We start from the raw sequence: 11,942 nt of genomic DNA, 5'->3' as shown, positions 1-11,942 counted from the left end.
CCAAGGTCGATGTGGCGCCGGTCGGGGAATATCCGCGGCGTGCCACTAACAGGTGATCCACGCCCGAGTCGGGCGTGGCGCCCGGCTCCGGCCGTCACCATCTCCGGGTGGAGTTGCGGCAGCTCAGCTATGTGGAGGCGGTGGCCCGCTACGGCGGGTTCACCCGCGCGGCCGAGCGCCTGCACATCGCCCAGTCGGCGGTGTCCGCACAGATCCGCGCCCTGGAGATCGAACTCGGCGTCACCCTGTTCGCCCGGACCACCCGCAAGGTGGCCCTCACCCCCGCCGGGGAGATGTTCGTCGCCCGCGCCCGCCGCGTCCTGGCCGAACTCGACGGCGCCCGCACCGAGATGGCCGAGATCACCGCCGTCGTCAGCGGCCGCGTCACCGTCGGCGCCACCGCCTCCCTCGGCGTCTACGACCTGCCGCAAGCCCTCGCCCGGTTCCGCGAACGCCACCCCGGCATCGCCCTGCGCCAGCGCTCCGGCCTGATCACCGGCCTGCTCGGCGCCCTCGACCTGGGCGAACTCGACCTCGTCATCGGCCCGCTGCACGCCGACGTGCCACCCCGTTTCGACGCGCTGCCCCTGGTCGACGAATACCTGATCCTGGCGCTGCCGGTCGGCCACGGCCTGACCCGCGCCGGGCGCCTCACCCTCGCCGAAGCCCGCGACGAACCGTTCGTGTCCATGCCGCACGGCGCCGGCCTGCGCTGGATCCTCGACGACGCGGCCCGGTCGGCCGGCTTCGCCCCGCGCGTCCAGTACGAGACCGACGGCCCGGCCGGCATCCGCGAGATGGTCGCCGCCGGTCTCGGTGTGGGGCTGCTGCCCCGCTCGACGGCGGAGAGCCCGTGCGGTTCCCCGGTGGAGATCCGCCACCTGCACCCGCCGCCGGTACACCCACCGATCGGCGTCCTGCACCACCGGGCCCGGCCGCTGTCCGCCGCCGCCCAGTCGCTGCGCCATCACCTGGTCGAACTGGCCGGCCCCCGCCCCGACCCCACCCACCGCTCCACCCCCGACCCGCCCGACCCTTCTGGCCCGTCCGACCCGGTAGAAGAGACCACCGAGGTCCCCGACTAGCGACGTCCGTGCCCACCCGCTCGGGGTGGTGAGTTCGGGTTCGATCCGGACCGCAGGTCACCATGCTGTCGGTGGGGCCACCTGGCGTGGTGAGTTCGGGTTCGAATCGAACCCCAAGTCACCACGCGGGAAGGGGCATGCGGGGAGCTAGAGGGCGGCGATCAGGAAGTCGATGCCGTCGGCGAGGCGGGATCGGAGCCTGGTGCGGGTCTTGGGGGTGGTCACGAACAGGACTGTCAAGGTGTAGAGCGTCATCGACGCCATGCTGACCAGGGCCACCGTGGCGGACGGGGTGCCGGTGTCGTCCAGGGTCCCGGTGGCCAGGGCCAGGCCGAAACCGGCCACGTTGTTGGCCACGTGCAGGGCGATCGCCGCTTCCAAGCCGCCGGTCCGGACCGTCAGCACGGCGGTCAGCAGGCCGAAAACGATCACGTCGGCGAGCAGCCAGGCCGAGCCGATGCCGTGCGCCAGCCCGAACAGCAGCGACGACACCACGATCCCGGGCCACGGCGAGGCGAACCAGGCCCCGAAGGACTGCAGGATCCAGCCGCGGAACAGGTACTCCTCACCGGCCGCCTGCAACGGCACCAGCAGCAGCACGACGGCCAGGCCGAGCGCCAACTGTGAGCCGTCGAACGCCACGAACGTCGTGTTCTCGCCGGGCAGCAGCATCGTGACGCCGGTCATCAGCGCCACCACCGGCGCGGCGAGCAGCAGAAAGCGGCCCAGCCGGCCCCACCGCAGGCGGCCCGCCACCGAGGACAGTGTCCCGGCCGGACGCCGCTGCACCCAGGCCGCCGCCAGCAGGCACAACGGTGTCAGCATGCCGAGCACCACGGTGGTGACCACGAGTTCGGCCAGGGGGCCGGCGGTCAGGAAGTCGGCCGGGCCGTCGACGGCGTGCACGACCGCCGCGGCGGCGCCGAACAGGCCGGCGAGCGCCACCGGCAGACCGATGATGATCAGCAGGCTGCCGAGCAGGGGCCGCCACCAGCGGTGCCGGTCGGTGCGGGCGAGCCGGTGGAACGGGGTCGTTGTCGTCATGGCTACGAGCGTCCCGGTTTTGCTGGACCGTTTCGTCTGTCGTACGGCCGAATCGGTCCTCTGACTTTCGTTGACATCCGGGGCGTCGCCGTTCCCACGATGGACTGACGATTCCCGTGCCGATTCCCGGAAGTCTTCAGGGCGTCCCCACCACAGTTCCAGCGTCACGGAGGAATCGGCATGCGCAAGGCAGGAATCGTCATCGCGATCGTTCTCACGGTCATCTGCGGCGGCCTCGGCTGGACCGTCTACCAATGGATCGGCCTCGGTAAGGAACTGGCCGAGGCCAGCATCACCCGCGAACAGTTCGACGCGCAGAAGGAGGGCACCGCCCGGAGCCAGGTGCTGGCCGCACTGCCCACACCACTGGGTGACGTCACCGACCAGGAGCTCTACCCCGGCGACCCGGGACGTCAGGGAGCGCCGGCCGGAGCGTCGTGTGTCTACTACGGAATCAGCCCGCTCACCGGCGAGGGCCCGGATCTGTGGCGCTTCTGTTTCGTCGACGGTGCCCTCGCGGAGAAGAGTGCCGTGGCCATTCCCGCGCAGCAATGAATCGATCCGGCAGGATCTACCGGTGACTGTCGTGGAGGAGGTACCGATGTCCGGGTGGCGTGAACGGATCGCCGCGGCCGGCGCCTGGCGCCTGGTCTACGAGGCCGGCCTGATCGTGCTGGTGACGGCCGGTGCGACGGTGCCGGCCGCGGTGACCGCCGAACACCCGGCGGTGCCGTGGCTGGTCGGGCTGGCCACACCGGTGCTGATGGTGCTGCGGCTGATCCACCCGCTCGGCGCGTACGTCGCCGCGGCACTGTTCGGCCTCGGCACCGGCGGCCAGAGCGCTGTGGTGACGGTGGTGCTGAGCGCGTCGCTGAGTTACCGCGCCGCCCGGGCGTGGCAGGTCGGCGCCGGACTGGCCGCCGGCTGGGTCTGCTTCCTGGTCACGATGCACTGGGAGGAACCGCTGACCCCGGAGTGGGCCGTCCTGACCTCGGCCCTGTTCGCGTTCCTGGCCTGCGCACCGGCCGGGGTGGCCCGGCTGGTGCGCCGCCGCCGGACGCTGCTGGCCGCCATGCACCGGCGCAACGTCCAGTTGCACCACGGGCAGGCCGAGATCGCCCGGCAGGCGCAGGCCCGGGAACGCACCCGCATCGCCCGCGACCTGCACGATTCCCTTGGCCACAAACTGACCCTGATCTCCTTGTACGCCGGGATGGCGCGCACCGACGAGACCGACCTCATCCGGCAGACGTCGTCGGCGGCGATGACCGAACTCCGGCAGATCCTCGGCCTGCTAGCCCCGGACGATGGTCAGCCGTCGGTCCGGCCGCTGACCGGTCTGGACGAGCTGGCCGACCAGGCACGGGCCTCCGGCGCCGACGTGGAGATCGTGCGGGAGGGGGAGCCGCGCCCACTGGCGGCGATGACCGAACACGCCGCGTACCGGGTGATCCAGGAAGGCCTCACCAACGCGCTGCGGCACGCGCACGGCGGGTCGATCGTGCTGATGCTGCGGTACGAATCGGACGCGCTGATCGCCCGGGTGACCAACACCCCCGGCCGGCGGACGGTGTCGGTCACCTCCGGTCAGGGGCTGCTGGGGCTGACCGAACGGGTCCGGGTCGCCAACGGGATGCTGTACCACGGGCCGACACCCGACGGCGGGTTCCGGCTGGCGGCCACCCTCGGCTACACCACCCCGTTCGCTCCGGAGCCGTTCCCGGACCTTCCCGACGGCCCGGACTTCGTGTCGATCGTCGACCGGCAGGGACGCCGGTCCCGGATCGCGCTGGCCCTCACCGGCCTCGCCATCGCCGGATTCCTGGTGCTGTGCGCGGCCGGAACCTGGCTCACGGCGGCGCTGGTGGCGGTCGACCGGGAGACGTATGACGCGATCCGGATCGGTCAGCCGGAGGCCGAGGTGCGCGAACTGCTGCCGGACGCCGACGTCGCCCTGACCGGAGCACCCGGCGGCTGCGTGGACTATCAGGCGGGCCTACTGGACCAACTGCGTGTCGAGAGCGGTGAGATGATCTACCGATTCTGTTTCCGGGACGGGGTGCTGGTGGGCAAGCAAGCTCGGGAAGTGCCGTCTTGACCGGCGAGCCCCTGCGGGTGGTGCTGGCCGACGACGACTCGCTGATCCGTACCGCGATCGACGCGATCCTGCGGCCGGTGGACGGCATCGAACTGGTCGCCCAGGCCGCCGACGGCCGGGCCGCGGTCGAACTGGCGGTGCGGCACCGGCCGGACGTGGCGTTGCTGGACATTCAGATGCCGGTGCTGGACGGACTGGCCGCGTTACGGGAGATCCGCCTGGTGGCGCCCGCCGTGCGGGTCGTGGTGCTGACCACCTTCGGACAGGACGAGTACGTCGCGCAGGCCCTCGCCGCCGGCGCGGCCGGGTTCCTGCTGAAGGAGTCGGCGGCCGAGGAATTGGCGTACGCGATCCGGGCCGCCGCGGCCGGCAACGCCTACCTCTCCCCGAAGATCACTCGGCAGGTGCTGGACCGGCTGCCCGCCGCCACCGCCCGCCCGGACCGGGACCGGGCCAAGGCCGACGGGCTCAGCGGCCGCGAGCGGGAGATCCTGATCCTGCTGGCCCAGGGCCTGTCGAACGCCGAGATCGCCCGGCAACTGTTCGTCTCCGAAGGCACCGTCAAAACCCACGTCTACCGGATCTTCACCAAGCTGGGCTGCGAGAACCGGGTCCAGGCCGCGATGCTCGCCCAGCGCGCCGGGCTGCTGGACGGCGATTCCTGACGTCGTGCCCCGCCCGCCGGTGAAGGCGGGCGGGGGGCTTCGCCTCACACCGTGACGCGGTCTCGGATCGCGTGGCCCACCTCGGCTCGCAAGGCGGCGAACTCGGGGAGGCCCCGTAGTTCGCCGGCGGCGATGCCGGTGCGGGGCAGGCTGTACGAGTCGATCGGCTTCGCCCTGCGCAAACGTACCGACTTCACCCAGTACCGGCGGGTCTCGGTCGCCTCAGCCTGACGCGTACGCCTCACCCGGATGCCTACTCGGATCGCCTCGCTCGGACTTCTAGTCAGACGTCTCGCGCGGATTGCTACTCGCACGCCTCGCCCGGAGGACACACCGGGTGGCGATCACCCGGGCACTGGCCGGACTGCAGGACCTGGTCACCATGTCGTACGTCGACGACCACCGGGATGCCCGGGGCTGGGCTTGCACGGCCCCGACCCGGTGAACGGATTCACCTTGCTCCGGCAGGTTTACGAGGCGACCGAGGAGGGCTTCGACGGGCATGTGGCCGTGCCGGCCCGGTGGGGCCGCCTGTCATCCCGGGTGGTCAGCACCGACGCCACCGGCATCGCGATCGGCCTGGCCACCCGCTTCCGGCACCTGACCACCGACGCCGTCGACACCTACCCACCGGACCTGCGCACCGAGATCGAACGTCTTGACGAATGGATCGGCCCCGCAGTCAACATCAACGTGTCCCAGGCCCGCACCGACCCGACGGCGCGGGCCGCACTGCTGGAGGCGTTCGCCCTACTCGACAACCGCTTGGCACACACGGACTTCCTGATCGGCGGCGCACTGACCGAAGCCGACATCCGCCTATGGGTGACCCTGGTCCGCTTCGACGTGACGGTCGACTTCGACCGCACCCTCAGCGCCGGCCTGCACACTTACCCGAACCTGTGGCGCTACGCCCGCCGCCTCTACCGGCGGCCCGCCTTCGCCGACACCACCCGTTTCGCCTCGTTCACCACTCCCGGCGCCACGATCCCGCCTTGGAACTGACACCAGCACCCGCCCACAGCCCCCGACAGCCACCAGCACCAGCACCAGCAAAACCCGTTCAAGCAGCCCCGCGTACGGCGGAAGCCCTCGCCCCACCAGAACCGCCGGCCCGTTGACCACAGCAAACAGTCCACAGACCCCCAGCATCCCCCACCCCGCCACCCGCAGCAGCCGGCTCCCGCCCTTCACCAGTCCGTCGTCGATGCGCGCCCGGCCACCCCCGGCCACCGGGTTTCCTTCCACGGGCAGCCCTCCACCCGCCTTCGGGTTCCGCCCCGTTTCCACACCGGCGCGGTCCGTCTCAGCCGGCCCGCCGGGTTGCCCTCGTCCGGCAGCTTGTCCCAGCCCGAAGGTTCGTCCTTGTGCGGCGGCTTCACTTCGTCCGGCGGTTCCACCTGGTCTGGCGGCTTCACTTCGGCTGGTGGTTTCACCTGGTCTGGCGGTTCCACCTTGTCCGGCGGCTTGACTCTGCCTTGCGGCTTCACCCTGCCTGGCCGCCTCACCTCGTCCGGTGGATTGTTCTTCGCGGTCCGACTTGCCTTGTCGGACCAGCTCGGTCTCGCGAGCCCTGTCGGCTTGGCTGACGGCCTCGGTTTCGGTAGCGATGAGCAGGACGAACAGCGGAGGTAGCGCGGCGACCAGGGCCGCGCCGACACGATGGATCACCGCGGCGAGGCCGGGTTCGGTGCCTGGCAGGTTGGTGGGAAAGACCGCCACCGCGAGCAGAGCCCCACACCATACGGTCAGCATCACCGCGAGCGGCCCGGTCCGCGGCAGGACCCGGCGCGCGCCCACGAGCAGCCAGGCACCAGCCGCGGCCAGAGAACATGCCGCCACTGCCAGTAGCACGGCGCCAGGCCAGGTCTGAACCGAGTCACTGAGCATCTGATCCATCGGGTCGACATCACCGACGAGGAGCAGCGCGGTCCCCGCCACCGCAGCCAGCCCCAGCCCCAGACACACACCGAGATACCAGCGGTCGCCCGCGCCTTGTCGCCGTCCATGTTGACTTCGGCCGAAAGTCATGTCGTGTCTCCGTGCATGTTGATTCCGGTCGATCGTCGCGTCGTGACTTCGTGCATGTTGATTCGGCCGGCCGCCGGCCGGCGATGCAGACCATGGTGACGGTTGCGGGTAGGCGTGGCGTTTTGCGGTACATCTTGATGTGGAGGGACGTTTTGGCGTGGTGTCGTACATGTTGATGGTGGGGTGTCATGCCGCGACCTCGGCGGGGGTCGGCTGGGGGATTGCGTAGAGGTGTTCGAACGCGGCTGTCGTGTGGGTTGCGTCGTGTTGTTCGGCTACCTCTCGGGCTCGGCGGCCCAAGGCTGCCGCGTGCACCGGGTCGCTGAGCAGCCTGGTCAGGCAGTCGGCCAAAGCCGCCGGGTCGCCTGGCGGGAACAAGTAGCCGGTTTCGCCGTCCAGCACCAGATGGGGTAGGGCCGCGGCGTCGGCGCCGATCACCGGGCGGCCGCTGGCCATCGCCTCCAGCGTGACCAGGCTCTGGAGTTCGGCGGTTCCGGCGTTGACGAAGACCGTTGTCGCGGCGTACGCGGAAGGAAGCTCCTCGTCCGGCAGGAAACCGGTGAAGACGACGTGTTCGGCGACGCCCAGGTCGCCGGCCAGAGTGGTTAGTGCGCGGTGTTCGGCGCCGGTGCCGACCAGCAGCAACTTCGCGCCGGTGGACCGCTGGATCAATGCGAACGACTGGATCAACACGTCAATATGTTTCTCGGCGTCAAGTCGTCCTACATACGTGATGACGGGGTTGGCGGCCAAGCCATGGGCACGCCGGAAGTCGGCGGTGGGGGCCTCGGTGCGGAAACGGGCGAGATCGATGCCGCACGAGATGGGCAGGACCGGGCCGGGGATGCCGGAGAGAGTAGCCAGGGCGGCGGCGTACGGGGTGGGCGCGGTAACGATGTCGGCACCGGTGAACACGCGGGCCGCGTCCCGCCACGCCCAGCCGTGCAGGTTCGCTCGCCCAGCCGTACCGATGGGCAGGTAATGAAGCAGGTTTTCCGGCATGAAATGGTTTGTCGCGATGACGAACAGGCCGCGCTCGCGGGCCGCCTCGATCAGCGCCCGGCACAGCGGGAAATGGCTCTGCACATGGACGACATCCGGCCGGACCTCGTCGAGGATCCGGGCGGCTTCCGCCCGCAGCCCCCAACCGGCTCGCCCGGCGGTCGCGCTCGGGGTCCAGGGTGGGCAGAAACGGTAGCCGGGGTGGCCGGGGATCGGCAGGGAACGGACGCGGTGTTCGGTCACGCCGGTCGCGGTCCGGACGGTGTGGCTGCGGAGACCCAGTGACGGCGCGGCCACGTGCACCTCGTGCCGGGCAGTCAGGGCGACAGCCAGGCGCTGGGCGAAATAGGACGCCCCGTTGACGTGGGGTGCGTAGGTGTCGGCGCCGATGAGGACACGCATGGGAGTCTTCCCTTTCGCAGGAGGTATCGCTTCAACAGGAGGTGGCCGGTCAGTACCGGCACCGCCACAGCGGCGGTGAGCAGCAGGATTCCGCCGGGCAGCGCCAGCAGGCCGGCCAGCCGGTCGCCGATCAGGACCCCGAGACCGATCAACACCAGGCCGCGTACGGCGGCGGTGGCCACGACCCAGGCGAGGAACCGGCGGTACGGGACCCCGGCCAGCCCCGCCGCGACGAACGCCGGAAGCGCGACGACGTCGACGAGTTTCGCGGTGATGACCAGCCGGTGCAGCGGCATCCCGGCCAGCCGGTCGAGCATTGCGGTCACCGTCGGGCGGTCGATGAGCCGAGCCATCCAGGACCGTTGCCCCGGCCGGACGGTGAGGTGGTCGGGCTGTGGCCGCGCCGCCGGATCGGCGGGTGTCGCGGGCCGGGCGGATCGTTGCTGTGCGAAGGCCGGGCCGCGCGCAAAGGGCCGGGCGGCTGACCGGCCGGCCAGGTAGAGCAGGCTGTCGCCCAGCACCTCGGCCGCCACGACGATGCCCCAGACCGGCCAGAACGCGGCGGCGCCCGCACCGATCAGGGAACCCGCGGTGATCGTCGCGGCCGGCCCCTCGACCAGGACGAGAGGCCCCAGCACCAGGTAGGGATCCATGCCGGACAGCTTCGGGCGGAGGTCACGCCCGCGTCGTCCCTCCACGGAGGCCACGAGAGTAGCTCCGTGGTAGGGGGTCCGGTGGCTCCGCGGAGGGACGCCCCGGACGATGTCCGGTCGGTAGCCTCGCTGGTGTGGACGGGACGCGACGGCTCTGGGTGCTCATCGTGGGCGCGTCCGCGGGTTTCCTGCTGGTCGTCACGTCACTGTTGATGACGTCGATCTACGACGTGCCGCTGCTGGTGTCGTACGCCGCCGCGACCGCCCAGTGTGTGGCGCTGCCGATGGCGTTGTGGCGGCCGTGGCCGGCGCTGGTGCTGCAGCTCGGCGGGTTCATGACGTTCGCCTGGGTGCAGCCGGTCGGAGCGGGGCTCTGGCCGCTGCCGGGGCCGGTGATGATCCTGCTGGTGGCGCACGTCGGGCTGGTCGGGGCGACCCGGCCGTGGCGGGAGGCGGTGCTGACCTGGTGGGGCACCGCGCTCGCGGCGATCGTCCTGGTGCTGGCCGACCCCCGGCAGCGGCCGCTGGACGACGGCGACGTCTCCCTGGTCCTGTACGCGATGATCTCGGTGCTCACCCTGTTCGCGGTGATCGCCTGGAACCAGCGGGGGACCGCCCGCCGGCAGCTCGCCGCGGCGCAGCGGGACGTCGAGCTGGAGCAGGCGCAGCGGGCTCTCGTGGAGGAGCGCAACCGGATCGCCCGGGAACTGCACGACGTGGTCGCGCACAGCATGTCGGTGATCCACATGCAGGCGACGTCCGCCGAGTACCGGATCAAGAACCTGGACCCGGAGTCCCGCGACGAGTTCGTCCGGATCGCCGCCGGCACCCGGCGGGCGCTGCGTGAGATGCGGCAACTGCTGGCGCTGCTGCGCGAGGAGGACTCGGAGAACGAGTTGCAGCCGATGCCGGACCTGGAGCATCTGGCCGAGCTGGCCGATTCGGCGCGGCGCGGCGGCATCCCGGTCGAACTCGACGTCGCCGGTGACCTGGGCGGCACGGACCTGCCGGACACGGTGGGCCTGGCCGCGTACCGGATCGTGCAGGAGTCCCTGAGCAATGTGGTCCGGCACGCTCCGGGCGCCCCGACCCGGGTGATCGTCTCGGAACAGGCCGGCGAACTCGTCGTCGAGGTCGTGAACGACCTTCCCACGCAGACGCCCCGGCCGATCGAGGACGGCGGCGGTGTCAGCCACGGGCTGCTCGGCATGCGCGAGCGGGCTCGCCTGGCCGGCGGCGCCGTGCGGACCGAGGCCCGCCCGGAGGGTGGTTACCGGGTGACCGCCCGATTCCCCTTGCTGGAGGAACGGGCAGTGGAGGAACGGTCAGTGGAGAAACGGGCAGCGGAGAAGCAGATGACAGAGGAACAGGCCGGATGATCCGTGTGCTCGTGGTCGACGACCAGCCGATGATCCGGGCCGGGATCCACGCGATCCTCGACTCGCAGACCGACATGTCGGTCGTCGGGGAGGCCGAGAACGGCCGGGTGGCGGTGGGCCGGGCCCGCAGCCTGCGGCCGGACGTGGTGCTGATGGACGTGCGGATGCCCGAACTGGACGGGCTGGCCGCCACCCGGGAGATCCTGGGCGCGCCCGGCCCCACGCCGCGGGTGCTGATGCTCACCACGTTCGACATCGACGACTACGTGTACGAGGCGCTTCGGGCCGGCGCGAGTGGTTTCCTGCTCAAGGACAGCGAACCCGAAGAACTGATGCGGGCGGTACGGGTCGTGACGAACAGCGAGGCCCTGTTGTCACCACGGATCACCCGCCGCCTGATCGAGAACTTCATCGGCACCCAGCCGGCCGCACCGTCCACCGCGGTGAACGCCCTGACCGACCGGGAGCGCGAAGTCCTCGTGCACGTGGCGATGGGCATGTCCAACGCCGAGATCGCCAGGGAACTGTTCATCGCCGAGCAGACCATCAAGACCCACGTCAGCCGGATCCTGCACAAGCTGGGCCTGCGGGACCGGGTGCACGCGGTCGTCTTCGGTTACGAGAACGGCCTGGTCAGTCCGGGTCGCCGGGCGTGACCGGGCCCGGATCGTCGTCGGTGGTGAGCCACAGCCAGGTCAGGAAACCGATCGCCACCACGGCGGCGACCCCGGCCGCGCCGGTCAGGAAGGTGAGCCGGCTGGGCTCCGGCAGCGTCGTCATGGATTCCGAGGTCTTGCCGAGGAGCAGGCCGAGCACGGTGACCGGTGCCGTGATCGCCGCCGTGACCAGCAGCGGCAGACCGGCGATCCGGCTCGGGCGCTCCGGTCTGCCGGCGATCCGCCAGCGGGCCAACCGGATGCCGGTGACGGCGAGCGCACCGCAGCCCAGCACCACGAGCAGAGCGGCGATGACATCACTGGGCCGGTGCCACTGCGCCCACACGGTGCCGATCGCGATGGCGGCCGTGTAGCTCGCGCCGATCAGCGCGGCCGTCCCCCGCAGTGCCGACGGCAACACCAGGACCAGGGCGAACGCCACCGACGCGGCAGCGGTGACGTGCCCGCTGGGCAGCGAGTTCGGATAGCTCGTCCCGTCGAACGGCAGCCGGGGCAGCCAGCTCTTCAGGATCTGGCTGGTGGCGTTGGCGGTCAGCACCAGGACGGCGGCCCCGATCGCCAGGTCGGCCCGTTTCCGGAACACCCCGATCGCCGCGGCGACGATGCAGACCAGCACCAGGCTGGTCAGGGTGGTGGCGTCCATGGTGCGGCTGAGGATGTCCTCCACCCGGGGATGCTGCACGTCGGTGCCGAGCATGGCGGCGGTGTCCAGCCACTGCCCGGAGATGGTCCGGACGAAGACGTGATAGGTCGCGACCGTCCCGATGGCCGCGAGCAGCCCGACGGCTACCGGTGCCAGGAGATACCCGGCACCGGGCCGCTGACGAACCATGGTCATCCGAGCGTGCCTCCAAGCTTGCCGAGCGGCCGATCATAAACGGTCCGGGCAAAACGGCTTCCAAGAAA

Annotated in this window: 12 protein-coding genes and 1 pseudogene; 7 read left to right on the top strand and 6 right to left on the bottom strand. The window is 70.9% G+C overall.

The annotated features are described in order from the left end of the window. Nucleotides 1-107: 107 nt before the first annotated feature. On the top strand, nucleotides 108-1,085 hold the full coding sequence (locus BLU81_RS18360; RefSeq protein WP_092545793.1) for a LysR family transcriptional regulator: 978 nt from the start codon (nucleotides 108-110) through the stop codon (nucleotides 1,083-1,085). 147 nt (nucleotides 1,086-1,232) lie between these two features. Here the strand turns inward: BLU81_RS18360 and BLU81_RS18355 are convergent, their stop codons facing one another. Next, on the bottom strand, nucleotides 1,233-2,129 hold the full coding sequence (locus BLU81_RS18355; RefSeq protein WP_092545792.1) for a CPBP family intramembrane glutamic endopeptidase: 897 nt from the start codon (nucleotides 2,127-2,129) through the stop codon (nucleotides 1,233-1,235). A 180-nt stretch (nucleotides 2,130-2,309) separates the two neighbouring features. Here BLU81_RS18355 and BLU81_RS18350 point away from each other — a divergent pair, with 180 nt between their 5' ends. From BLU81_RS18350 to BLU81_RS18340, 3 genes are read left to right on the top strand one after another with little or no spacing between them, the layout of a single operon-like run. Further along, nucleotides 2,310-2,684 carry a hypothetical protein gene (locus BLU81_RS18350; protein WP_092545791.1) on the top strand — a complete coding sequence of 125 codons (375 nt, stop codon included), beginning with the start codon at nucleotides 2,310-2,312 and terminating at the stop codon, nucleotides 2,682-2,684. Between the two features lie 22 nt (nucleotides 2,685-2,706). Beyond that, nucleotides 2,707-4,227 (top strand): sensor histidine kinase, encoded by a 1,521-nt coding sequence (locus BLU81_RS18345; protein ID WP_157751668.1) that lies wholly within the window; start codon nucleotides 2,707-2,709, stop codon nucleotides 4,225-4,227. After that, nucleotides 4,224-4,892 carry a response regulator transcription factor gene (locus BLU81_RS18340; RefSeq protein ID WP_092545789.1) on the top strand — a complete coding sequence of 223 codons (669 nt, stop codon included), beginning with the start codon at nucleotides 4,224-4,226 and terminating at the stop codon, nucleotides 4,890-4,892. Before BLU81_RS18345 ends, BLU81_RS18340 begins: the two co-directional genes overlap by 4 nt. Nucleotides 4,893-4,936: 44 nt before the next feature. Here the strand turns inward: BLU81_RS18340 and BLU81_RS50745 are convergent, their stop codons facing one another. Further along, on the bottom strand, nucleotides 4,937-5,137 hold the full coding sequence (locus tag BLU81_RS50745) for a hypothetical protein (RefSeq protein WP_092545788.1): 201 nt from the start codon (nucleotides 5,135-5,137) through the stop codon (nucleotides 4,937-4,939). A 211-nt stretch (nucleotides 5,138-5,348) separates the two neighbouring features. Between BLU81_RS50745 and BLU81_RS50740 the strand changes: the two genes are divergently transcribed. Then, complete coding sequence (locus BLU81_RS50740) at nucleotides 5,349-5,897, top strand: glutathione S-transferase C-terminal domain-containing protein (protein WP_157751667.1); 549 nt, start codon at nucleotides 5,349-5,351, stop codon at nucleotides 5,895-5,897. A gap of 612 nt (nucleotides 5,898-6,509) precedes the next feature. On the opposite strand, the pseudogene BLU81_RS52075 reads toward BLU81_RS50740, so the two are convergent. The 3 genes and pseudogenes from BLU81_RS52075 to BLU81_RS18315 form a co-directional block, all read right to left on the bottom strand. After that, a pseudogene (locus BLU81_RS52075) lies at nucleotides 6,510-6,923 on the bottom strand (DUF998 domain-containing protein); the annotation flags it as partial. Between the two features lie 186 nt (nucleotides 6,924-7,109). Beyond that, entirely contained in the window at nucleotides 7,110-8,327 is a 1,218-nt protein-coding gene (locus tag BLU81_RS18320) for a glycosyltransferase (protein WP_092545785.1), read from the bottom strand. Continuing rightward, complete coding sequence (locus BLU81_RS18315; protein WP_157751666.1) at nucleotides 8,243-9,025, bottom strand: DedA family protein; 783 nt, start codon at nucleotides 9,023-9,025, stop codon at nucleotides 8,243-8,245. Before BLU81_RS18315 ends, BLU81_RS18320 begins: the two co-directional genes overlap by 85 nt. 89 nt (nucleotides 9,026-9,114) lie before the next feature. Here BLU81_RS18315 and BLU81_RS18310 point away from each other — a divergent pair, with 89 nt between their 5' ends. Both BLU81_RS18310 and BLU81_RS18305 read left to right on the top strand, forming a co-directional pair. Next, the gene (locus BLU81_RS18310) at nucleotides 9,115-10,359 is read left to right on the top strand and encodes a sensor histidine kinase (RefSeq protein WP_092545783.1); all 1,245 of its coding nucleotides are present in this window, start codon (nucleotides 9,115-9,117) and stop codon (nucleotides 10,357-10,359) included. Further along, complete coding sequence (locus tag BLU81_RS18305; protein ID WP_092545782.1) at nucleotides 10,356-11,015, top strand: response regulator; 660 nt, start codon at nucleotides 10,356-10,358, stop codon at nucleotides 11,013-11,015. Before BLU81_RS18310 ends, BLU81_RS18305 begins: the two co-directional genes overlap by 4 nt. Here the strand turns inward: BLU81_RS18305 and BLU81_RS18300 are convergent. Then, nucleotides 10,993-11,874 carry a phosphatase PAP2 family protein gene (locus BLU81_RS18300; RefSeq protein WP_092545781.1) on the bottom strand — a complete coding sequence of 294 codons (882 nt, stop codon included), beginning with the start codon at nucleotides 11,872-11,874 and terminating at the stop codon, nucleotides 10,993-10,995. The genes BLU81_RS18305 and BLU81_RS18300 overlap by 23 nt on opposite strands. Nucleotides 11,875-11,942: the final 68 nt, after the last annotated feature.

Source organism: Actinoplanes derwentensis, from assembly GCF_900104725.1.
Lineage (GTDB): Bacteria > Actinomycetota > Actinomycetes > Mycobacteriales > Micromonosporaceae > Actinoplanes > Actinoplanes derwentensis.
Note: the sequence above shows the minus strand (reverse complement) of the source record. Positions and strands in the feature narration are given on the sequence as shown.

What these genes read in the sequence shown, in the direction of transcription:
- BLU81_RS18355 (WP_092545792.1), bottom strand. Translation starts at nt 2,129, where the DNA reads ATGACGACAACGACCCCGTTCCACCGGCTCGCCCGCACCGACCGGCAC.
- BLU81_RS18350 (WP_092545791.1), top strand. Translation starts at nt 2,310, where the DNA reads ATGCGCAAGGCAGGAATCGTCATCGCGATCGTTCTCACGGTCATCTGC.
- BLU81_RS18320 (WP_092545785.1), bottom strand. Translation starts at nt 8,327, where the DNA reads ATGCGTGTCCTCATCGGCGCCGACACCTACGCACCCCACGTCAACGGG.
- BLU81_RS18305 (WP_092545782.1), top strand. Translation starts at nt 10,356, where the DNA reads ATGATCCGTGTGCTCGTGGTCGACGACCAGCCGATGATCCGGGCCGGG.
- BLU81_RS18300 (WP_092545781.1), bottom strand. Translation starts at nt 11,874, where the DNA reads ATGACCATGGTTCGTCAGCGGCCCGGTGCCGGGTATCTCCTGGCACCG.